This is a genomic window from Rhizorhapis sp. SPR117 (genome assembly GCF_021742065.1).
Genome location: NZ_JAKKIE010000004.1, coordinates 40316 through 60797, shown reverse-complemented (window position 1 = coordinate 60797; position 20482 = coordinate 40316). Strand labels below are relative to the sequence as shown.

Below are 20482 nucleotides of genomic sequence, written 5' to 3'. Positions count from 1 at the left end.
TGTGCTTTATCCCTGTCTGTAACTTTGATTGGCTCTTAGCTTCCGCTTCCGTCCTGGTCCACAGGATAGAATGTGTAGCTCAACGTAATTTCTTGCGTGTCCTTGTTGTCGGGATCGTCCAAAATTTTGGGATCGACATAAAATAGGACGGGCATACGGACTTCCTGCCCCGGCTGCAGTGTCTGTTCGGTGAAGCAAAAGCACTGAATTTTGGCGAAATAGCTCCCGGCCTGCGATGGCGTCACATTGAATGAAGCCTCGCCCGTTACGGGCTTGTCCGACATGTTCTTGGCAATGAAGATCGCCATGTCACGTGCACCGACCGTGACCTTGTCGGTTGTATGTTCAGGGTAGAATTTCCAAGGCATGCCCGGCGCCACGTTCGAATCGAACCGAATCGACATCATGTGCCCGGTTGCTACCGGCACTTTTGTGTCGGCGGTCGCCCGCTGGGTCGTACCGTTATAGCCGGTCACCTGACAGAAGATGCGGTAAAGTGGGACAGATGCAAACCCCAGCGCCAGCATTCCGGCGGCCAGGGACAACGCGAAAACGGCGCTGTTTCTATTCTTCTGCTCAAGGGTTGCCATCAATTTCCCCCGATTTTCGCCAAGGTGATGAGATAGAAGAGCACCACCAGGGCGACCAGCAGGGCGCCAGTCGCCAAAGCACGAGCGCGCTGACGCGCCCTGATCTGATCCTGTTCGTCATTGTTCACGCCAGCACCCAACGGTCGATGACGACCGCTCCAAATATGAGAAAAAGATACAGGATCGAATAAGCAAAAAGCCGACGTTCCGGCTTCATATTGGCAGGGTCGCTTTCCCGGCGCACCGCCACCTGAAAGGCCATAACCGCAAAAATGGCGGTCAGCACCAATGCCGAAACGCCATAGACAAGTCCGGTCAGCCGTAACAGGACCGGCGCCAGGGCAGCTACCGCCATGATCGCGGTATAAACGAAAATCTGGCGCCGCGTCGCCACTTCCCCGGCAACTACAGGCAGCATCGGCACGCCTGCATTGGCGTAATCCGTTTTCACGAACAACGCGAGCGCCCAGAAATGCGGCGGCGTCCAGAAAAATATCAACGCGAACAGGGCCAGCGGCAACGGTGCGATACTACCGGTTGCGGCAGCCCAGCCGATCAACGGCGGAAACGCGCCTGCCGCACCGCCAATGACGATATTCTGCGGGGTCCTGCGCTTGAGCCATACCGTATAGACCAGCACATAGAACAGGATCGACACGGCCAATATAGCCGCCGCCAGCCAGTTGGTCGCAACGCCCAGCAGCAGCACCGAGAAAAAGGACAGCCCCACGCCAAAGTGCAGTGCCGACTGCGGGTCCATGCGTCCGGCGGGCAGCGGGCGGTTGGCTGTCCGCTTCATCATGGCATCGATATCGGCTTCATACCATTGGTTGAGGGCACCCGCCGCTCCTGCGCCAAGTGCGATGCACAATATCGCGGTAAAGGCGAGCACAGGATGGATCGTTCCCGGCGCCGCCAGCAATCCGCAAAGGCCGGTAAAAACGACAAGCGTCATGACGCGCGGCTTGGTCAGCGCGAGGAAATCGCGCCAGTCAGCCGTTGTACGGGTCATTCTGCCTGTCATTGGCGTAGTTGCCACAATTGCTTGTCCCGAAAAACCGGCCACGCCCATTTTGACGTGGCCGGTTCATTCAATCAATCGATCTTTGGTAGTGTTTCGAACTGGTGGAACGGCGGCGGGCTGGACAAGGTCCATTCCAGCGTCGTTGCGCCTTCACCCCAGGGATTGGATTCCGCCTTCTTGCCCGCAAGCAGCGACCAGATCAGGTTGACGAAGAAAATCGCCATACCCGCAGCCATGATGACATAGCCAAACGAGGCAATGTCATTCCAGTACGCATAGGCTCCGGTATAATCAGGAATACGACGCGGCATGCCGCTCATACCCAGGAAGTGCATCGGGAAGAACAACAGGTTCACACCGACAAAGAAGACCCAGAAATGAAGATGGCCCAGAAATTCATTATACTGCCTGCCGCTCATTTTCGGGAACCAGTAATAAAATCCCGCAAAGAGAGAGAACACAGCGCCAAGGCTCAAAACATAATGGAAATGCGCAACGACATAATAGGTGTCGTGCAGATTGTCGTCGATGCCGCCATTAGCGAGCACCACACCCGTGACGCCGCCCACCGTGAACAGGAAAATGAAACCGATCGCCCACACCATCGGTGTCTTGAATGATAGCGATCCGCCCCACATCGTGGCGATCCATGAAAAGATCTTGATACCGGTAGGCACCGCGATCACCATGGTTGCGGCAGTGAAGTACATCTTGACGTTGACGCTCATTCCTGTGGTGAACATGTGGTGCGCCCACACGACAAAGCCCACCACGCCGATCGCAACCATGGCATAGGCCATGCCGAGATAGCCAAAGACGGGCTTGCGGCTGAAAGTCGAAATGATCTGGCTGACAATGCCAAAGCCCGGCAAAATCATGATGTACACTTCAGGATGACCAAAGAACCAGAACAGATGCTGGTAAAGCACCGGATCGCCGCCGCCCGCTGCATCATAGAAGGTTGTGCCAAAATTGCGGTCCGTCAGCAGCATCGTGATGGCCGCCGCCAGAACCGGCAGCGCCAGAAGCAGCAGGAACGCTGTAACCAGCACCGACCACACGAACAGCGGCATCTTGTGCAGGGTCATGCCCGGCGCGCGCATATTCAAAATGGTGGTGATAAAATTGATCGCGCCCAGAATGGAGCTTGCACCGGCAAGGTGCAGCGACAGGATGGCAAGATCGACCGCTGGCCCCGGGCTTCCGCTGGTTGCAAGCGGCGCATAGACGGTCCAGCCCGTGCCCGCACCGTTGCCAGTACCACCTGGAACGAAGGTGGAACCAAGAAGCAGAAGGAAAGCCGGGATCAACAACCAGAAGCTGATGTTGTTCATCCGCGGAAAGGCCATATCCGGCGCGCCGATCATGATCGGCACGAACCAGTTGCCAAAGCCGCCGATCATCGCCGGCATGACCATGAAGAACACCATGATCAGACCATGCGCCGTGATAAGCACATTCCAGAGGTGATAGGCCTGATCCATAGTCGCATCGGGACCATCGGACATCAGCGCCCATGCCTGAAGATATTGAATGCCAGGCGCCGCCAGTTCAGCACGCATCAGGCCGGAAATAGCGCCGCCGATGATGCCCGCCACAATGGCGAAGATCAGGTAAAGCGTGCCGATGTCCTTGTGATTGGTCGACATGAACCATCGAGCAAAAAAGGCCGGCTTGTGATCCCCGTCATGATGGTGATCCTGGGGATGCGCCTGGAAATCGGCGGGCGTTGCGGTTGTGTCAGTCATGTCCTGGCGACCCTTAATTGGTGGCTGTAGCCGGTTGCACGGCATTGGCGGCGGGGGCTGCGGCGGCTACCGCCTCAGCAGGCGCTTCCGCCGCACCGCGTGCATGGCCTCCCTGAGCAAGAACCCAGGCGTCGAATTCGGCAGGTGGAAGTGCTTCAACCGCAATCGGCATGAAACCATGGCGCGCCCCGCACAATTCGGAACACTGGCCATAATAAATGCCTGGCTTGTCGATGATGAAGCCCTTTTCATTGATGCGGCCCGGAACCGCGTCTTCCTTTATCCAGAATGCTGGAACTGAGAAGCTGTGAATAACGTCCGCCCCGGTAATCAACAACTTGATCGGTCGACCAGCCGGAAGGACCAGGCGATTATCAACGCCAAGCAATTCAGGCTCGCCACGCTTGCGCGCCTCTTCGTTCGAAAGCATGTTGGAGATGATTTCCGAAATGCCGTTGTCGGGATATTCATAGCCCCAATACCATTGATAACCCGTCACCTTGACAGTCAGCGCATTTTCCGGCGCAGGTTTGTACTGGCGCGCAAGAAGGTCGATCGACGGTATCGCGATACCAACGAGAATCAACACCGGCACCAATGTCCAGATCACTTCGATCAAGGTATTGTGCGAGGTTTTTGACGGCACGGGATTGGCCGATCGGCGATAGCGGAACATCACCCAGATCAGCAGACCCAGAACAAACAGCGAAATCGCAGTAATGATAGGCAAAAGCACCGAGTCATGAAACCAGAGAGCATATCTGCCATTGTCGGCGAACTGTTCCTGAAACGTCGTTTCGCCCGATTGGGGCATGCCGATGCCCTCGGTCGGCTTCATTACAGAAGCGGCAGGCGCTGCTGCCTGTGCTGATTCCGTCCCCGCTTCGGCCGGAGCGGCACCCACCGCCTGCGGCGTGGGCGCAGCACTTTGCGCACTGACGGAACCGGGCGTAAAAGCCAGTATTCCGGCCAGAAATAGCGATTTCACCATGTTCATAAGCGTCTCGATCTTACCCCGCATACTGTTCTGTATCGGACGCAGGGTCCGGTCACAGTCCTGTCTTTATTGCGGCGGCTTATAGGCATGCTTTTCGCAGGCCTCAAGCACCTAAAGGGCTTATTTTCTTTGTGTTGAACTTGCAGCCCCTCCCGCCTATTAGCCTCGCCAAGACAAAAGAATGGACCGTGACATGAACGATGATGAGATTTTGGCGGAATTCCGTGCGGCGCAAGCGCTGCTGGAGGGCCATTTCATCCTCTCTTCCGGCAAACGCAGCGCCAATTATCTGCAATGTGCGCGCGTATTGATGGATGCGGAACGCGCTGGCCGCCTTGCCCGCGCGCTGGTGCAGAAAATACCTCGCGAGGTACGTGCGGAAATCGAAATCGTGGTTTCTCCAGCCATGGGCGGCCTTATAATCGGCCATGAAATGGGTCGTGCGTTGGGTGTCGAGGCCATGTTTCTCGAACGTCCCGATGGCACGTTCGAACTGCGGCGCGGTTTTGCACTGACCGAGGGACAGAAGGTGTTGATGGTGGAAGATGTCGTCACCACCGGCCTTTCCTCGCGTCAGGCCATAGAAGCCATCAGGGCGGCGGGCGGCGAAGTGATCGCAGAGGCCGCATTGGTCGATCGGTCGGCGGGCGAAGCAGATCTGGGCGTCCCTTTCTTCCCGCTCGTGTCCCTGAATTTTCCGGTTTACGATCCTGACGACCTGCCGCCAGAACTGGCTGCGCTAGAGGCGATCAAGCCGGGCAGCCGGAAAAGCTGAACTCCATGGCGCCCCGCCCTCTCCGCCTTGGCGTTAACATCGATCATGTCGCCACCATCCGCAACGCGCGGGGCGGCGACCATCCTGATCCGGTGAAGGCTGCATTGATGGCAGCGTCAGCAGGCGCAGATGGAATTACTGCCCATCTGCGCGAGGACCGTCGGCATATTCGCGATGAGGATATTTCCGCATTGTTGGCGGCGCTGACCATCCCGCTCAACCTGGAAATGGCCGCAACGCAGGAAATGTTGCACATTGCGATTCGCCACAAACCGCATGCCGCCTGCATCGTTCCCGAAAAAAGGGAAGAACGGACGACCGAGGGCGGCCTCGATGCTGCCGGGCAATTCGATCAACTGGTCCCCATCGTCGCGGCGCTGTCCGATGCGGGGGTCCGCGTCAGCCTGTTCATCGAACCCGATCCTGTTCAGATCGACGCCGCGATTCGCCTGAAGGCTCCGGTGGTCGAATTCCACACCGGGCTATATGCGCATCTGGATGGCACGGCGCGCAGCACCGAACTGCGCCGCATATCGGATGGTGCGGCGCTGGCGGCCAAGAATGGCATTGAACCCCATGCGGGCCATGGACTCACATTCGATAATGTCGGACCAATTGCCGCCATTCCGCAGCTTGCCGAACTCAATATCGGTCATTTCCTGATTGGCGAGGCGATTTTTTGTGGTCTGAAAGATTCTATCAGCGAAATGCGCAGGCAGATGGATCTGGTCCGGTGATCATTGGGCTTGGCTCCGATCTCTGCAATATCGAGCGTATCCAGAACTCCCTCGACCGTTTCGGCGCGCGATTCGAAACCCGGGTCTTCACCGAGGTCGAACGGGCAAAGGCGGCCCGCCGCCCGCATACCCGCGCCGGCACCTACGCCAAGCGCTTTGCCGCCAAGGAAGCCTTTTCAAAGGCGGTCGGCACCGGGTTCAAAACAGGCGTGTTCATGCGGGATATCGGCGTGGTCAATGGTCCATCCGGCGCGCCGACACTGCACTTGACCGGCGGCGCGCTTGTCCGGCTGGAATCCCTTGTTCCCAGCGGCTATAAGCCGCTTGTTCACCTGACGCTCACCGACGATCATCCATGGGCACAGGCGTTTGTAATAATAGAGGCAGTGCCAGTTTGAAGCCGGATCAAGCCCGGGAAGGGTCAGAAGCGATGGAAGCCGATATGACCGAACCGGGGCAAACGGACCAGCACGCGCCATCAGATGACAAGAAAACGCAGACCACCGACTGGATCGCCGAAGCGCGCAGTATATTCCTTCTAATTCTGGCCGTACTGGCCTTTCACAGCCTGATCGCCAAGCCTTTTTACATCCCGTCCGAATCGATGATGCCGCGCCTGCTGGTCGGGGATCGTCTGGTGGTCAGCAAATATCCCTATGGCTGGTCCTATGTGTCGCCGTCCTTCCATATTCTGCCGCCCATCAAGGGACGTCTGCTGGGGCAACTGCCCGAGCGCGGCGATATCGTCATCGTCACTCCGCGCGGCAAGAACAGCGATTATATCAAGCGTGTCATCGGCCTGCCCGGCGACACGCTGGAACTGCGCGATGGACAGGTCATCCTGAATGGCGTTCCGACACGGCTGGAAACGCGCCCCGATATGCATTTACCCATCGACGCCAATGCGCCGTGCGCGCCGGACCAGTTCCCGAACCGTCAGCGCACCGGCCCCGACGGCACCCGCTATTGCGATCTGCCGATCAAGCGCGAAACCCTGCCTAATGGCCGGTATTACGACATTGTAGATCTGGGCGATCGAGGTCTGGATTGGTACGGCCCCATCAAGATACCGGCTGACCATCTGTTCCTGATGGGCGACAATCGCGACCGATCCGCCGACAGTCGTGTGAGCCTGGATGAGGACGGTTTAGGCGGACCCGTACCCTTTGAAAGCATCGGGGGCCGTGCCGAATTCATCACGTTCTCACTGGACGGTTCGACGGGCTGGAATCCGCTAAGCTGGTTTTCGTCGTTGCGGAGCGGCCGCGCAGGTTTCAGCCTGCATCCCGCCCGCACAATAGCCACAAAGGATAATCAATGAACGGTCAGCGCGGCCCCAGGGATGAAGCCTATATCGAAGCGCCCGGCCCCGCCGAATTGCACGACCCGCTGGTCCGCCGGGAATTTCAGAAAGCGGCAATCTGGTTTGGCGTCGCCATCGGCATCGGGCTGGTCGTCCTGCTTGCCCAGCCCATTCTCGTCATCCTGGGCGCATTGGTCATCACATCCATGCTGGACGGCGGCACGCGCCTTCTTGAACGGATATTGCCCATTGGCCGGGGTTGGCGGCTTGGCATCATCATCCTTGCCTTGTTCGGCTTTCTGACCTGGACAGTCTGGCTGACCGGATCACAACTTTCCGCGCAGGCCGCCGCGATGCAACAGATCATCGAAACCCAAATCGGCAGGATCAGTGCCTTTGCCAGCGATCAAGGTCTTACTGCGACCCCAACCGACCTCAAATCATTGGGCAATCAGATATTGGGGTCGCTCGGCAAAGTGACGGCAGCGGTCAGCACGGTGGTAGGCGCCGTGACCAGTCTGGTGATGATGCTCGTACTCGCCATCTTCATCGCGGTCGAACCGCGCCTCTATGAGCGGGGCATTGCCTGGATGCTGCCCATGGGGCGGCGCGCTGCCTTTTACACCACCGCCGACAAAATGGCCTGGACACTGCGCCGGTTGATGGCGGGCCGGATGGTCGGCATGGCGGTGGAAGGGTTTGGCACCTGGATATTGCTGCTGCTTGGCGGCGTGCCTATGGCGGCCTTGCTGGGCGTCCTTACCGGCATATTGGCCTTCCTGCCCAATATCGGCGCCATTATTTCGGGCATTCTCATCATACTTGTAGGCTTTTCGGCGGGCGTGGATACTGGCTTGTACGCCGTTGGCGTTTACCTTGCGGTGCAGATTATCGATGGCTATCTGATCGTGCCCATCGTGGCGAAACGCGCTGTTGACCTGGCCCCTGCATTGGTGCTCGGCGCGCAGATCCTGTTCGGCGCACTGTTCGGCATATTGGGGCTGTTCCTGGCCGATCCCATTGTCGCAATGATCAAGGTATTTCTGGAAGAACGGTCCCGGCAGAACGGGGCACCCGCGCAGGACTAATCGGCTGTCACTCCGGCCAGCGCCAATACCCGCTCCGCCTGCTTGATGTGCGGCCTGTCGATCATCTTGCCATCAAGCTGCAACACGCCTGCGTCCGGATTGGCCTCAAACGCCGCAATAACAGCGCGGGCATGTGCGATTTCCGCTTCATCCGGGGTAAAGGCCGCATTGATCGTGGGCACCTGCACCGGATGGATGGCCATCATGCCTACATAACCGTCCCGCCGTCCGCGCGCCGCATAAGTCGCCAGCCCGTCTGTGTCGTCTATGGCTGGAAATACCGTTTCGATCGCCGGGACGCCCGCTGCATGGGCACCGAACAAGGTCAGCGACCGCACCACTTCATAAGGCGGCGTATAGCGTCCGTCAGCCTCCCGTGATGTGGCCGCGCCAATGGCGGCGGGCAGGTCTTCCGCGCCCCATGTCAGGCCGCAGAGCCTGTCGGCGACCTCGGCATAGCTGCCCAGCTGGAACACCGCGGCGGGCGTTTCCGAAGCGATAGGCAAAATCGGAATGGCAGAGCCCTGCATCATGTCGCAAAGCGCCCGAACCGATGCCGCACCTTCCGCCTTGGGCAGCATCAAAGCGTCCGCCCCTGCGCCCAATATGGCGTCCAGATCGGCATCTAGCAGGCCGCTATCGATCGGATTGACGCGGATGATCCGGGTGGTTAGCCCCGCATTTTCCCCGACCCAGCACGCCACGGCATCGCGTGCCTTGCCCTTGTTCGCCGATGCGACGCTGTCTTCCAGATCCAGTATGACCGCATCCGCGCCGCTTGCCGCCGCCTTGTCGAACCGTTCAGGCCGGTCACCGGGAACGAAGAGAAGGGAGCGCAATTTCATGAGGGGGCCTTCTGGATCAACGCCATACGCAAGCACTGGCAAACAATCTCATCCCGCTGGTTTAACAGGCGATGGGTGAAGGTCACAATTCCCGCATCGGGGCGCGACTTGCTGCTCCGTAGCGCTGTCACCTCACTCTCGCAACGCAATGTGTCGCCGATAAACACCGGCTTTGGCATGACCAGCTTGTCATAGCCCAGATTGGCGACCAGCGTGCCCAGCGTGGTATCGCCGACCGACAATCCCACCATCAGCGCAAAGGTAAAGGTGCCGTTGACGAGGATCTGGCCAAATTCCGATGCTTTTGCCGCTTCTGCGTCGATATGCAGCGGTTGTGGATTGTGGGTCATCGTCGAAAACAGCAGATTGTCCGTCTCGGTGACGGTTCGCCTGATTTCATGCGATAATGTCTCGCCCAGCACCCATTGGTCGAAATATTTACCAGCCATCTAGCTCTCATCCCCTGTTTCGATCCGCGCCAGCAGCGCGCCTTCGGATATCTGAGCACCATCAACGGCGCTCAATTCCGCGACCGTGCCGTCAAAGGGTGCGATCAGACTGTGTTCCATCTTCATGGCTTCCAGTGTGACGAGCTTTTGTCCTTTCGTCACCTGTTCGCCCAGGCCAACCGATACGGCGATGATGCGACCGGGCATGGGTGAAAGAATCGCACCGTCACCGGCCCCCGCCCCCTCCACGCCCGCTGCGCGCCAGGGCGTCAGTTCCCAGGTCTGACCGCCTTCCGCGATCAGGATGGAATCGGCTCCCTCTCCATCTTTGGTCGTATCGCCAATTCGCACTGTCACGGGTTCGCCATCCAGCAGGAAATGGCCATCTCGCTTGTGCGGCGCATTCAGCCGGAAACCGTTCAGGTCGCCGCCATGCACCAGCGCCGCCGCCCCGTCGGCCAGCGCATCATCCGACGGTCGCTGAGCGGCAAGCAGCGCATCGCCTTCACGCCCGATCAGGCCGGTGTCGATCGTGGCTGCGACAAAGGCGGGATGTTCCAGCGCCTTGACGAGAAATCCCGCATTGGTCCGAACGGGCCACACCGCGCTACCCGCCAATGTTTCGGCCAGCGACAGGCGGGCGGCGTCACGATCCGCTCCCCAGGCAGTGACCTTTGCAATCATGGGATCATAAAAGGGCGATATTTCGGCACCCTGCTCCACCCCGGTATCGATCCGGTACGCATCGCCCAGATCGAAGGTTTCAAGGCGACCGATGCTGGGCAGAAAGCCCTTGGCCGGATCTTCGGCATAGAGGCGCGCTTCCATCGCCCAACCGTTGATAGACAGTTCCTCCTGCCGCTTTGGCAGAGCCTCGCCACTGGCAACGCGCAACTGCCATTCGACCAGGTCCACGCCGGTAATTTCCTCAGTCACCGGATGTTCGACCTGCAGCCTTGTATTCATTTCCATGAACCAGATGCGATCGGCGCGCAGCCCTTCCGACCCGTCAGCGATGAACTCAATCGTTCCCGCGCCGACATAATTGACAGCCTTGGCCGCCCGCACCGCCGCCGCGCAGATCGCTTGACGCGTATCCGCATCCATACCGGGCGCGGGCGCTTCCTCGATTACTTTCTGGTGGCGGCGCTGGAGCGAGCAATCGCGTTCGAACAGATGAACGACATTGCCGTGCGTATCGCCAAACACCTGCACCTCGATATGGCGCGGGTTCGTAACCCATTTTTCCAGCAGCACATGATCATTGCCAAAGGACGACGCCGCCTCCCGCCGGCACGATACAAGCGCATCGGCAAAATCGCCCGCTGCATCGACCTTGCGCATCCCCTTGCCGCCGCCGCCGGCGACCGCCTTGATCAGAACGGGATAACCAATCGCATCCGCTTCCTTTGCAAGACGCTCAAGGGACTGGTCGTCCCCCAGATAGCCCGGCGTGGTGGGGACGCCCGCGTCCTGCATCAATTGCTTGGCCGCGTCTTTCAACCCCATGGCGGTAATGCTGTCCGGCCCTGGCCCGACCCAGATCAGGCCAGCATCAATCACCGCCTGCGCGAAGGCCGCGTTCTCGGAAAGAAAACCATAGCCGGGATGAATTGCCTCTGCGCCCGTTGCCTTGGCGGCCGCTATGATCTTTTCACCAACCAGATAGCTTTCGCGTGCCGGCGATGGTCCGATATGCACGGCTTCATCGGCATGGGCGACATGCATCGCCTGCGCATCCGCATCGGAATAAACCGCGATTGTGCGAATGCCCATGGCGCGCGCGGTGCGGATGATGCGGCAAGCAATTTCGCCCCGATTGGCGATAAGGAGGGAGGTGATCATGGGACGGCTCCGATCATTCCTCCCCAAGCTTGTCTTGGGGAGGGGGACCATGCAAAGCATGGTGGAGGGGTGATTGCACGATGTTGAAAAATACGGCGCCCAAGGCGGGACACGGCGTAACCCGCAAGGCCCGGGCTTGCGCCGGGCAATGACGCTGCCAGAGGTGCTTGTCTGGCAGGTCTTGCGCGGACGCCCTGCTGGTTTGAAATTTCGCCGCCAGCACCCGACCGGACCATATATTCTGGATTTTTACTGCAGCGACGCACGACTGGCGATCGAGATCGACGGACGAAGCCACGAAAGCGGCGCGCGGCCTCAGCATGACGCAGCGCGGGATGCATGGTTTGCGACAGCCGGGATTGTGACGTTGCGCATAGCGGCCCGCGATGTGCTGGATGATCTGGAGGCGGTTGTGCGCGGGATTACGGCGGCGGCTCAGACGCGGCTGCCCCTCCACCACCCGGCTGCGCCGGGCGGTCCTCCTCCCCGAGACAAGCTCGGGGAGGAATGAATGACGCTGTCCTCTCGCCATCACATCCTGAACACGCCAAATTGCGCCCGTTCCGGCACCGGCGCATTTAGCGCCGCTGCAAGCGCCAGCCCCAGCACATCCCTTGTCTGCACCGGGTCAATCACGCCATCGTCCCACAGCCGTGCCGTCGCATGCCATGGATTGCCTTCATCCTCATATTTCTTGCGTATCGGGGCCTTGAAGGCTTCGGCCTCCCGTTCATCCCATTTATTGGCGTCGCGGTGGACGGTGGCGAGCACGCTCGCCGCCTGTTCGCCGCCCATCACGCTGATCCGGCTGTTGGGCCAGGTAAACAGGAAGCGTGGCGAATAAGCCCGCCCGCACATGCCGTAATTGCCCGCGCCGAAGCTGCCGCCGATCAGGACCGTCACCTTGGGCACGCTGGCGGTCGCAACGGCGGTGACGAGTTTCGCCCCATGCTTGGCGATCCCCTCTGCTTCATATTTGCCACCGACCATGAAACCGGAGATGTTCTGAAGGAACAACAGGGGTATCCGTCGCTGGCAGGCCAATTCAATGAAATGCGCCCCTTTCTGCGCACTTTCGGAAAACAGCACCCCGTTGTTGGCGAGAATCGCCACCGGCATGCCCCAGATATGGGCAAAACCGCAGACCAGCGAACTGCCGTAAAGCGCCTTGAATTCATGAAATTCGCTGCCATCGACGATGCGGGCAATGACTTCGTGGACATCATAAGGTGCGCGGACATCGTCGGGGATGATGCCGTAAAGTTCCTCCGGCGCGTATTTCGGCGGACGCGGGTCTTTCATCGCCACATCGGGCACGCGATCTTCGGGCAGCGTGGAAATGATGTCGCGCACGATCGACAACGCATGTTCGTCGTTTTCCGCAACATGGTCGACAACACCCGACCGGCGCCCATGGGTTTCCGCGCCACCCAGTTCCTCGGCGCTGATTTCTTCACCAGTCGCGGCCTTCACCAATGGCGGTCCGGCCAAAAATATCGTTCCTTGATTGCGCACGATCACAGTTTCATCCGACATGGCAGGCACATACGCCCCGCCCGCCGTGCAACTGCCCATGACGCACGCAATCTGGGGGATGCCCTTGGCCGACATCTGCGCCTGATTGAAAAAGATGCGCCCGAAATGCTCCCGGTCGGGAAAAACCTCTGCCTGATGCGGCAGGTTCGCACCGCCCGAATCGACCAGATAGATGCACGGCAAGCGGTTCTCCGCCGCTATTTCCTGCGCACGCAGATGCTTTTTAACGGTGATGGGGTAATAGGTCCCCCCCTTCACCGTCGCATCATTACACACGATCATCACCTGCCGCCCCGACACGCGACCGATCCCCGTGATCAGGCCCGCGCCGGGAACTTCACCATGATACATGTCGCCCGCGGCAAGCTGGCCGATCTCCAGAAAAGCCGAACCGGTATCAAGCAGGCGCTCCACCCGTTCCCGCGGCAACAGCTTGCCACGCGCAGCATGGCGCTCCCGATGTTTTTCCGAACCGCCTGAGGCTGCCTGGCTCACCCGCGCATAAAGCTCGTCACGCAGCGCTCGATTATGTTCGGCATTGGCGCGAAAACTTTCGCTGTCGGTAGCGATGCGCGTGTCCAGCACAGGCGCGCTCATGCCCCGATCAACTCCCGCCCGATCAGCATCCGGCGAATCTCGTTGGTGCCTGCACCGATGTCGAGCAGCTTGGCATCGCGCATGAAGCGTTCGACCGGCCAATCCTTCGTATAACCCGCGCCGCCCAACGCCTGAATTGCTTCAAGGCTGACCTTCACGGCATTCTCGCTCGCCAGCAGGATCGCACCTGCCGCATCGAAGCGGGTTGTGTTTCCCGCATCGCAATTGCGCGCCACGATATAGACGTAGGCACGCGCTGAATTCAGGGCGACGTACATATCGGCAATTTTCGCCTGCATCAGTTGAAAGCTGCCAAGGGGTTTGCCAAATTGTTTGCGTTCCCGAACATAGGGCAGCACCACGTCAAGGCAGGCCTGCATGATGCCCAACTGAATGCCCGACAGCACCGCGCGCTCATAATCAAGGCCCGACATCAACACGGCGACTCCGCCATTTTCCGGTCCCATGACATTGTCCGCCGGCACTTCACAATCGTCGAACACCAGTTCGGCGGTGGGCGATCCGCGCATGCCCATCTTGTCGATCTTTTGCCCGATGGAAAAGCCGGGCATGTCTTTTTCAATAAGGAATGCGGTTATCCCACGCGATCCTTCGCCAGTTCTGGCATAGACGACCAGCGTGTCGGCATAAGGCGCATTGGTGATCCAGAATTTCGTGCCGTTGAGAATATAGCGGTCGCCCTTCCTGTCGGCTTTCAGCTTCATGCCGACCACGTCCGACCCGGCATTCGCTTCCGACATGGCAAGGGAACCGACATGTTCACCAGAGATTAGCTTGGGCAGATACCTGGCCTTTTGCGCGTCATTGCCCCAACGGCGGATCTGATTGACGCACAGATTGCTGTGCGCGCCATAGGAAAGACCGATGGACGCCGATGCGCGGGACACTTCCTCAACCGCGACTACATGCTCCAGATATCCAAGGCCCAGACCGCCCCATTCTTCCTCGACCGTAATCCCATGCAGGCCCAGTTCGCCCATCGCAGGCCAAAGTTCGCGTGGAAACCAGTCATCTGCATCAATCCTGGCCGCCAGCGGAGCAATTCTGTCGACAGCAAAACGCGCAGTGCTCTCCCGAATCATATCGGCATTGTCGCCCAGCGCGAAATCCAGCGCGTCCAGCATCTTTCGATCCTCATCCGTTACTCGATTAGCGCATATCTATCACGGGGCTCACTATTGGAAAAATTGAAATATAGTCGTGCACAGTATAGATAGTATCTATGATAGATCGGTATCTGCTTCGTTATTTTCTGGCCGTCGTCGATTGCGGCACATTTTCTCGTGCTGCATCCCATAGCAATGTGACGCAACCAACACTTTCCGTGGGAATTGCAAAGCTGGAAACGGAGTTGGGCACCACTCTCTTTTTCCGATCCAGCCAGCGTGTGCATTTGACCGAAGCAGGTGCGAAGCTTGTGCCCTATGCCCGGCGCATAGAGGCCGAATTCAATCAGGCGGCCGCCGCAATGACCGGACATGAAAGCGCCCGGATTACGCGGGTTGGCCTGCTGTCCACTATCAACACAACCACCATGACCCAAGTGGTAGAGGCACTACGGCACGACAATGTTCATGATCAGATAGAAATCATCGATGGCAACGAACGCGAACTCAACCAGCAACTCATGCGTGGCCGTATTGACATAGCGCTCAGTATCGTCCGGGCGGACGATAACCGTTTTCTGGGCGAGGTCCTGAAAACCGAAGGTTATGCGATGGCGCTTCCACTCGATCATCCTCTGGCGCGACAAAAGATACTTCAGCCCGAAAGTCTCGCCAATGACGTGATGATCGTCCGTCGCAACTGCGAGGTACTGGCCGACACCAGTCGTTATTTCACCGAACGCGGAATACGGCCCTTTTTCGCCTATCGCACCACCAATGACGAGCGCGTGAGCGCATTCGTTCGTGCCGGACTTGGTATTACGCTCATGCCCGAAAGCCACGCGGGGGCGGGGATCGTGCTGGTGCCGCTTGCCGGTTTCACCCTGACGCGCAGCATCGGCATTCTGTATGCAAGCCATGCTGAAACACTGTACGAAAACCCATCGCCCATCATCGCAGCCATTCGGCAGATGGTTTAAAGCGTGATGAGTTTAGGTTACTCCACTTCCGTTCGTCACATAAGAATCATCATGCTGAACTTGTTTGGGAATCATACCGTTGCGACAAGTAGGCTGGGCTCGCCATCATAGCCCTCCCCTGAAGGGACTATTGCATAATTCGTACATTTCCTGATTTTCGTCGTTCCCGCGAAGGCGGGAACCCATCTCCCGACGTAAAATCAAGCGGTCAGGTCAGGAGATGGATCCCCGCCTTCGCGGGGATGACGGTAAAATGAAATTATGCAACGATCCCCACAGGGGAGAGGGAGATTGGCTACATGTTTCAAGGGCACAATTGCCAACTTGTTTCAGGGTGACGGCCTTCCAATGTCGCGAACTTCAATTCCACCATTCTAGGCGTTCATGATTCCTGACGCGCGCGCATCCGGTTCATGCGCAGAATATGGTCGAAGATTGCCGGGTGAAGCGGTCGCTCAAACTGGCATCCGCTCTCATGATCGCGCGTCCAGATCACCTTGGCCCGCCGCGCATCGAAACCCGGCAGCATCACCCAGATAAGGGAATCCATTTCCAGCTTGGCAAAGCTTTGAACGCGGAACCCTGTCGGTGACAGATTGGCAAGTCGTGCATTGAACCAGTTTTCACCCGATCGGCGCAGCTTGACGCTGATCAGCAGGTTGTGCCGATCGTTCAATCGTTCCGGTTGGTCAGTGAAAGCTTGGTTATGCGCAGCCATATTGCCCCATTCGGGTCGAATCTCTGGCTTCTATTTCGCACATCAAGGTAAGCAGGAGGTTAAGGTTCCACGAAAAATCGTACACCGGACCAGAAAAACAACAGAGGTTGTTAAGGACTATTGTCCTGCGGGGGCCGGGGCCTGCTGCTGCATCTGTTGCATTTGCTGCATCTGCATCAACTGTGCTCTGGAGATATAGTCGAGCAGTTCGACATCAAACACAAGAATGCTGTCCTTGGGAATCGGACCACCAGCCGGCACGTCCGAACCATAGCCGAGTTGTGGTGGGATCCAGAGCCGATATTTGCCGCCGCGCTGCATCAGTTGCAGCCCTTCGGAAAAGCCCGGTACGACGCCAGCAACTTCCAGCGGCGCACGTTCATTCTGGTCGAACACCTTGCCGTCGATCAACATGCCGGTATAGTTTATCAAAGCGACGTCGTCCGTGGTCGGGCTGTCGCCCTTGCCCGCTTCCAGTATCTTGTATTGCAAACCGCTTTTCGTCGTGACCACGCCTTCGTCCCGCGCATTGGCGGCCATGAAGCCCGCCGGCGATTTATCGACGACGCCTCGCGTTCCCACATAGGCCAAACCCGCCGCAACCAGCAACGCAACAGCGATACCCAGCCACAATTTGACCAGCGATCCCTTGGCAATGGGACGAAGGGGAACGGCGGTGATTTCCGACATGCCGGAGCAGCCCTTATGAAAGAGAGAAACGCGTAAGTAAGGTCTTAACGGGCACCGTCGCGTTCGACCCGCTTGCGTTCCAGCTTGCGAGCGCGACGAATAGCAGCAGCCTTTTCACGGGCGCGCTTTTCCGATGGCTTCTCATAATGGCGGCGCAATTTCATTTCGCGATACACGCCTTCACGCTGCAGCTTCTTCTTCAGCGCCCGCAGCGCCTGGTCAACATTGTTGTCGCGAACGATAATTTGCATAAGCCAGTCAATCTCCAACCGAAACGATATCATCCGCCAGCCGCATAGTGCGCCGCCAACGGGCAAACCGAAAGCACATAAACAGGGTTCGTCGCAGGCAAGGACTGCGCCGTATGTCGGGCGCCCTATCAGCGGAGTCGGAGAATATCAAGTCAAAAGCCATCCAAAACACGCCGCATAAACTCGACAGATGGCGTTTTCTGGCCGATAGTGGCGCAAACAGAACAGATCGGGTGTCAGGCTTCAAAGGATCTGGAGCGGGTATGCTTCCCCCTCCCATTCCGCAAGCAGATGGTTTACGCAATCACATGACCAAATTCACCGTCAATGACCGGCCCATTCAATATCGCATGGACCCTGACACCCCGCTGCTTTGGGCGCTGCGCGACGCATCCAACCTGACGGGCACAAAATATGGCTGCGGAACTGGCGATTGCGGCGCATGCACGGTCGACATAGATGGGGAGGCGGTCCGCAGTTGCCTTGTCAGCATCGCTGCGGCCGAAGGTCGCTTCGTCACGACGATCGAGGCACTCTCCCCTGATCGCAGTCATCCGGTGCAACAGGCGTGGGCGGCCGAAAATGTGCCGCAATGCGGCTTCTGCCAACCCGGCATGATCATGGCCGCATCTGTATTGCTAAAGAAAAATCCCAATCCCAACGACGAGGACATTGACGCGGCGATCACGAATATATGCCGCTGCGGCACCTATCCCCGCATTCGGGAAGCGGTAAAGCGTGCGGGCCGGATCATGCGGCGGGAAGAAAGCATTGCCGCCGCCCCGCCATCCGGCATCACACCCCAGGACGCGGCCAGAGTGGTGCCGGCGCTATCGACGCCTGACGGCGAATGATTATTGCTCTTTGCTGACTAAGCAATTCAGCAATGACTCATTTACAGGGGAGTAACCCTGTATCCACAGTGGGCCGGAAGCCCCTTTGGAGGATTTGAGATGAGACATTTCATTTTGGCGGGACTGATGGCCGCCACGGCCTTTACACCCATTGCGACGGCCATGGCCGCCCAACTGCCCAATTATCAGATAGAGCGGCGGGACAAGGCTAATCAAGATAAGGCGAATCAACGCGACCACACTAGGTCAGACAATAACCGGCGCGCCACCACGCGCATTGCGGATCGCAATGATCGACGCGGCGACCGTTCGGAACGCCGCGTTGACCGCCGCGACAATCAGCGTAACTGGCGCGAAACACGGCATGAGAATCGCCATGATGCACGCCGGGATCGTCGCGATGATCGGCACAACCCCCGCATCGTAAGACGCGATGACCGGCATGAAAATCGGCGCGATTGGCGTGAGAATCGTCGGGACGATCACCGAAACCGGGTTGCAAACCGCTGGTCCGATCAACGCCGTTGGAGCCATAACTGGCGCAATGACCGCCGCTATGACTGGCGCAACTATCGCCAGACACACAGGCACATCTATCGGTCGGGCCGCTATTATGCGCCGCGCGGATGGAACCATGGTTATAGCCGCTTTTCCGTTGGCATCTATTTGGGCGGGCCGCTCTATAGCCGCAACTACTGGATCGATGATCCCTGGTATTACCGCCTGCCGCCCGCTTACGGATCGATGCGCTGGATTCGCTACTATGACGACGCGCTACTGATAGACATTCGGGATGGTTATGTCGTTGATGTGATCTACAACTTTTTCGATTAAGCACACACCTGATCTGACCATCAGAAAGACGATTGGCCGGGGTGGTTTTCCACCCCGGCTTTTTCGAGTCGATCAAATATGGATGGGCTTGCCTAGCACCGCCATCGCCGCTTCCTTGACCGCTTCATTATGCGTGGGATGCGCGTGGCAAGTATAGGCGATATCTTCCGATGATGCGCCGAATTCCATCGCTTGCGCCGCTTGCGCAATCATCGTACCGGCAAGCGATGCAATGATGTGGACGCCCAGCACTCTGTCGGTCTCCGCATCGGCAATCACCTTGACGAAGCCGTCGGTGTCGCGATTGGTCTTGGCGCGGCTGTTCGCCATCATCGGGAATTTGCCGACCCTGATCGCGCCCTTTTCTTTCGCCTGTTCTTCGGTCAGACCGACGCTGGCGATTTCGGGATAGGTATAAACGACCGCCGGGATCACGTCATGGTTTACGATTCCGGTCAGGCCCGCGATATTTTCGGCAACCGCAATTCCTTCATCTTCCGCCTTATGGGCCAGCATGGGGCCAGGAATGACATCGCCTATAGCCCAGACACCTTCGACGGTTGTCGCGAAATCATGGCCCGTATCGATCTGGCCACGCGCATTGACGGCAAGGCCCGCCTTGTCGAGTGCAAGGCCGTCCGTATTGGGCTTGCGGCCAATGGCGACGAGCACGCAGTCGGCCTCGATCGTTTCCGCCTCGCCACCCTTGGCCGGTTCGACAGTCAGCGTCGCCCTTCCGCCCTTGACGGTCGCGCCTGTAACTTTTGTGCCCAGCTTGATATCGAAACCTTGCTTCTTGAATATCTTGGCCGCTTCCTTGCGAATTTCACCATCCATGCCGGGCAAGATCTGGTCCAGGAATTCAACGACCGTCACCTGCGCACCCAGACGCCGCCAGACCGATCCAAGCTCCAGCCCGATCACACCGCCGCCAATGACGACCATATGCTTTGGCACCTTGGGCAATGCCAGCGCGCCGGTGCTGTCGACGATAACCTTGCCGTCAATCTCCACGCCCGGCAACGGCGTGACCGATGAGCCGGTCGCAATGACGACATTCTTCGCGCTATAGTTTTTGCCTGCGACCTCAACGCTGTGGGCGTCCTTGAACGCGGCATAGCCTTTCAGCCAATCAACCTTGTTCTTCTTGAACAGATATTCGATGCCGCCGGTCAGTTCGCCAACCGCCTTGGTTTTTTCAGCAAGCATCTGGTCGATGTCGAGCTTCACGCCGCTCATCTTTACACCAAACTTCTCCAGAGCGCCCGATGCCGCCTCTTCATAGAGTTCGGAGGCGTGCAGCAACGCCTTCGACGGAATGCAGCCGACATTGAGACAGGTTCCGCCCAGCGTCTCCCGCCCTTCGACGCAGGCGGTCTTCAGGCCCAACTGCGCCGCGCGGATGGCCGCGACATAACCGCCGGGACCAGCGCCGATTACCAGGACGTCATAGTCGAACTCAGCCATTCCAAACTCCAGAAAGGGGGAAAGTTA

General features: G+C 58.5%; 23 protein-coding genes. 9 read left to right on the top strand and 14 right to left on the bottom strand.

Annotation, left to right across the window (positions count from 1 at the left end; translation table 11 throughout):
* Window positions 1-35: 35 nt before the first annotated feature.
* Genes L3X40_RS02850 through coxB form a run of 5 tightly spaced genes read right to left on the bottom strand, consistent with a single transcriptional unit; the run spans window position 36 to window position 4359 of the window.
* Window positions 36-590, bottom strand: coding sequence for a cytochrome c oxidase assembly protein (locus L3X40_RS02850; RefSeq protein ID WP_237364273.1), 555 nt, complete (start codon window positions 588-590; stop codon window positions 36-38).
* Window positions 590-718, bottom strand: a complete 129-nt coding sequence (locus L3X40_RS22290) for a hypothetical protein (RefSeq protein WP_272907911.1) — start codon at window positions 716-718, stop codon at window positions 590-592. The genes L3X40_RS02850 and L3X40_RS22290 overlap by 1 nt, the downstream gene beginning before the upstream one ends.
* A complete protein-coding gene (locus L3X40_RS02845; protein ID WP_445177143.1) occupies window positions 715-1662 on the bottom strand; it encodes a heme o synthase in 948 nt (315 codons plus the stop codon). Before L3X40_RS02845 ends, L3X40_RS22290 begins: the two co-directional genes overlap by 4 nt.
* 23 nt (window positions 1663-1685) lie before the next feature.
* Window positions 1686-3362, bottom strand: a complete 1677-nt coding sequence (gene ctaD / locus L3X40_RS02840; protein ID WP_237364271.1) for a cytochrome c oxidase subunit I — start codon at window positions 3360-3362, stop codon at window positions 1686-1688.
* A 13-nt stretch (window positions 3363-3375) separates the two neighbouring features.
* A complete protein-coding gene (gene coxB / locus L3X40_RS02835) occupies window positions 3376-4359 on the bottom strand; it encodes a cytochrome c oxidase subunit II (RefSeq protein WP_237364270.1) in 984 nt (327 codons plus the stop codon).
* Between the two features lie 193 nt (window positions 4360-4552).
* Between coxB and pyrE the strand changes: the two genes are divergently transcribed.
* Genes pyrE through L3X40_RS02810 form a run of 5 tightly spaced genes read left to right on the top strand, consistent with a single transcriptional unit; the run spans window position 4553 to window position 8262 of the window.
* A complete protein-coding gene (pyrE, locus tag L3X40_RS02830) occupies window positions 4553-5134 on the top strand; it encodes an orotate phosphoribosyltransferase (protein WP_237364269.1) in 582 nt (193 codons plus the stop codon).
* A gap of 5 nt (window positions 5135-5139) precedes the next feature.
* Window positions 5140-5871, top strand: a complete 732-nt coding sequence (locus L3X40_RS02825; RefSeq protein WP_237364268.1) for a pyridoxine 5'-phosphate synthase — start codon at window positions 5140-5142, stop codon at window positions 5869-5871.
* A complete protein-coding gene (acpS, locus tag L3X40_RS02820) occupies window positions 5868-6269 on the top strand; it encodes a holo-ACP synthase (RefSeq protein ID WP_237364267.1) in 402 nt (133 codons plus the stop codon). The genes L3X40_RS02825 and acpS overlap by 4 nt, the downstream gene beginning before the upstream one ends.
* Before the next feature lie 44 nt (window positions 6270-6313).
* Window positions 6314-7192: a signal peptidase I gene (gene lepB / locus L3X40_RS02815; RefSeq protein ID WP_237364266.1), complete on the top strand. Its 879-nt coding sequence runs from the start codon at window positions 6314-6316 to the stop codon at window positions 7190-7192.
* Window positions 7189-8262: an AI-2E family transporter gene (locus L3X40_RS02810; protein ID WP_237364265.1), complete on the top strand. Its 1074-nt coding sequence runs from the start codon at window positions 7189-7191 to the stop codon at window positions 8260-8262. Before lepB ends, L3X40_RS02810 begins: the two co-directional genes overlap by 4 nt.
* Here L3X40_RS02810 and L3X40_RS02805 read toward each other — a convergent pair.
* From L3X40_RS02805 to L3X40_RS02795, 3 genes are read right to left on the bottom strand one after another with little or no spacing between them, the layout of a single operon-like run.
* Window positions 8259-9107 carry an HpcH/HpaI aldolase/citrate lyase family protein gene (locus L3X40_RS02805; RefSeq protein ID WP_237364264.1) on the bottom strand — a complete coding sequence of 283 codons (849 nt, stop codon included), beginning with the start codon at window positions 9105-9107 and terminating at the stop codon, window positions 8259-8261. The genes L3X40_RS02810 and L3X40_RS02805 overlap by 4 nt on opposite strands.
* The gene (locus L3X40_RS02800) at window positions 9104-9556 is read right to left on the bottom strand and encodes a MaoC family dehydratase (protein ID WP_237364263.1); all 453 of its coding nucleotides are present in this window, start codon (window positions 9554-9556) and stop codon (window positions 9104-9106) included. Before L3X40_RS02800 ends, L3X40_RS02805 begins: the two co-directional genes overlap by 4 nt.
* Entirely contained in the window at window positions 9557-11401 is a 1845-nt protein-coding gene (locus tag L3X40_RS02795; protein WP_237364262.1) for an acetyl/propionyl/methylcrotonyl-CoA carboxylase subunit alpha, read from the bottom strand.
* A 73-nt stretch (window positions 11402-11474) separates the two neighbouring features.
* On the opposite strand from L3X40_RS02795, the gene L3X40_RS02790 reads away from it, so the two are divergent.
* Window positions 11475-11912, top strand: a complete 438-nt coding sequence (locus L3X40_RS02790) for an endonuclease domain-containing protein (RefSeq protein WP_338331121.1) — start codon at window positions 11475-11477, stop codon at window positions 11910-11912.
* A gap of 20 nt (window positions 11913-11932) precedes the next feature.
* Here the strand turns inward: L3X40_RS02790 and L3X40_RS02785 are convergent, their stop codons facing one another.
* Both L3X40_RS02785 and L3X40_RS02780 read right to left on the bottom strand, forming a co-directional pair.
* Complete coding sequence (locus tag L3X40_RS02785) at window positions 11933-13534, bottom strand: carboxyl transferase domain-containing protein (RefSeq protein WP_237364261.1); 1602 nt, start codon at window positions 13532-13534, stop codon at window positions 11933-11935.
* The gene (locus L3X40_RS02780; protein ID WP_272907914.1) at window positions 13531-14676 is read right to left on the bottom strand and encodes an isovaleryl-CoA dehydrogenase; all 1146 of its coding nucleotides are present in this window, start codon (window positions 14674-14676) and stop codon (window positions 13531-13533) included. The genes L3X40_RS02785 and L3X40_RS02780 overlap by 4 nt, the downstream gene beginning before the upstream one ends.
* A 101-nt stretch (window positions 14677-14777) precedes the next feature.
* Between L3X40_RS02780 and L3X40_RS02775 the strand changes: the two genes are divergently transcribed.
* On the top strand, window positions 14778-15641 hold the full coding sequence (locus tag L3X40_RS02775) for a LysR family transcriptional regulator (protein WP_237364259.1): 864 nt from the start codon (window positions 14778-14780) through the stop codon (window positions 15639-15641).
* 382 nt (window positions 15642-16023) lie between these two features.
* On the opposite strand, the gene L3X40_RS02770 is transcribed toward L3X40_RS02775, so the two are convergent.
* From L3X40_RS02770 to rpsU, 3 genes are all read right to left on the bottom strand, one after another.
* Window positions 16024-16359 carry a PilZ domain-containing protein gene (locus L3X40_RS02770; RefSeq protein ID WP_237364258.1) on the bottom strand — a complete coding sequence of 112 codons (336 nt, stop codon included), beginning with the start codon at window positions 16357-16359 and terminating at the stop codon, window positions 16024-16026.
* Between the two features lie 117 nt (window positions 16360-16476).
* Window positions 16477-17049: an FKBP-type peptidyl-prolyl cis-trans isomerase gene (locus tag L3X40_RS02765; RefSeq protein WP_237364257.1), complete on the bottom strand. Its 573-nt coding sequence runs from the start codon at window positions 17047-17049 to the stop codon at window positions 16477-16479.
* 44 nt (window positions 17050-17093) lie between these two features.
* On the bottom strand, window positions 17094-17300 hold the full coding sequence (gene rpsU / locus L3X40_RS02760; RefSeq protein WP_237364256.1) for a 30S ribosomal protein S21: 207 nt from the start codon (window positions 17298-17300) through the stop codon (window positions 17094-17096).
* A 308-nt stretch (window positions 17301-17608) separates the two neighbouring features.
* Here rpsU and L3X40_RS02755 point away from each other — a divergent pair, with 308 nt between their 5' ends.
* A complete protein-coding gene (locus tag L3X40_RS02755) occupies window positions 17609-18154 on the top strand; it encodes a (2Fe-2S)-binding protein (RefSeq protein WP_237364255.1) in 546 nt (181 codons plus the stop codon).
* Between the two features lie 99 nt (window positions 18155-18253).
* On the top strand, window positions 18254-18988 hold the full coding sequence (locus tag L3X40_RS02750) for an RcnB family protein (RefSeq protein ID WP_237364254.1): 735 nt from the start codon (window positions 18254-18256) through the stop codon (window positions 18986-18988).
* Between the two features lie 72 nt (window positions 18989-19060).
* Here the strand turns inward: L3X40_RS02750 and lpdA are convergent, their stop codons facing one another.
* Window positions 19061-20455 carry a dihydrolipoyl dehydrogenase gene (gene lpdA / locus L3X40_RS02745; RefSeq protein ID WP_237364253.1) on the bottom strand — a complete coding sequence of 465 codons (1395 nt, stop codon included), beginning with the start codon at window positions 20453-20455 and terminating at the stop codon, window positions 19061-19063.
* Window positions 20456-20482: the final 27 nt, after the last annotated feature.

What these genes read in the sequence shown, in the direction of transcription:
- L3X40_RS02850 (WP_237364273.1), bottom strand. Translation starts at nt 590, where the DNA reads ATGGCAACCCTTGAGCAGAAGAATAGAAACAGCGCCGTTTTCGCGTTG.
- L3X40_RS02845 (WP_445177143.1), bottom strand. Translation starts at nt 1,662, where the DNA reads ATGGGCGTGGCCGGTTTTTCGGGACAAGCAATTGTGGCAACTACGCCA.
- ctaD (WP_237364271.1), bottom strand. Translation starts at nt 3,362, where the DNA reads ATGACTGACACAACCGCAACGCCCGCCGATTTCCAGGCGCATCCCCAG.
- coxB (WP_237364270.1), bottom strand. Translation starts at nt 4,359, where the DNA reads ATGAACATGGTGAAATCGCTATTTCTGGCCGGAATACTGGCTTTTACG.
- pyrE (WP_237364269.1), top strand. Translation starts at nt 4,553, where the DNA reads ATGAACGATGATGAGATTTTGGCGGAATTCCGTGCGGCGCAAGCGCTG.
- L3X40_RS02825 (WP_237364268.1), top strand. Translation starts at nt 5,140, where the DNA reads ATGGCGCCCCGCCCTCTCCGCCTTGGCGTTAACATCGATCATGTCGCC.
- lepB (WP_237364266.1), top strand. Translation starts at nt 6,314, where the DNA reads ATGACCGAACCGGGGCAAACGGACCAGCACGCGCCATCAGATGACAAG.
- L3X40_RS02810 (WP_237364265.1), top strand. Translation starts at nt 7,189, where the DNA reads ATGAACGGTCAGCGCGGCCCCAGGGATGAAGCCTATATCGAAGCGCCC.
- L3X40_RS02805 (WP_237364264.1), bottom strand. Translation starts at nt 9,107, where the DNA reads ATGAAATTGCGCTCCCTTCTCTTCGTTCCCGGTGACCGGCCTGAACGG.
- L3X40_RS02800 (WP_237364263.1), bottom strand. Translation starts at nt 9,556, where the DNA reads ATGGCTGGTAAATATTTCGACCAATGGGTGCTGGGCGAGACATTATCG.
- L3X40_RS02795 (WP_237364262.1), bottom strand. Translation starts at nt 11,401, where the DNA reads ATGATCACCTCCCTCCTTATCGCCAATCGGGGCGAAATTGCTTGCCGC.
- L3X40_RS02785 (WP_237364261.1), bottom strand. Translation starts at nt 13,534, where the DNA reads ATGAGCGCGCCTGTGCTGGACACGCGCATCGCTACCGACAGCGAAAGT.
- L3X40_RS02775 (WP_237364259.1), top strand. Translation starts at nt 14,778, where the DNA reads ATGATAGATCGGTATCTGCTTCGTTATTTTCTGGCCGTCGTCGATTGC.
- L3X40_RS02770 (WP_237364258.1), bottom strand. Translation starts at nt 16,359, where the DNA reads ATGGCTGCGCATAACCAAGCTTTCACTGACCAACCGGAACGATTGAAC.
- L3X40_RS02765 (WP_237364257.1), bottom strand. Translation starts at nt 17,049, where the DNA reads ATGTCGGAAATCACCGCCGTTCCCCTTCGTCCCATTGCCAAGGGATCG.
- rpsU (WP_237364256.1), bottom strand. Translation starts at nt 17,300, where the DNA reads ATGCAAATTATCGTTCGCGACAACAATGTTGACCAGGCGCTGCGGGCG.
- L3X40_RS02755 (WP_237364255.1), top strand. Translation starts at nt 17,609, where the DNA reads ATGACCAAATTCACCGTCAATGACCGGCCCATTCAATATCGCATGGAC.
- L3X40_RS02750 (WP_237364254.1), top strand. Translation starts at nt 18,254, where the DNA reads ATGAGACATTTCATTTTGGCGGGACTGATGGCCGCCACGGCCTTTACA.
- lpdA (WP_237364253.1), bottom strand. Translation starts at nt 20,455, where the DNA reads ATGGCTGAGTTCGACTATGACGTCCTGGTAATCGGCGCTGGTCCCGGC.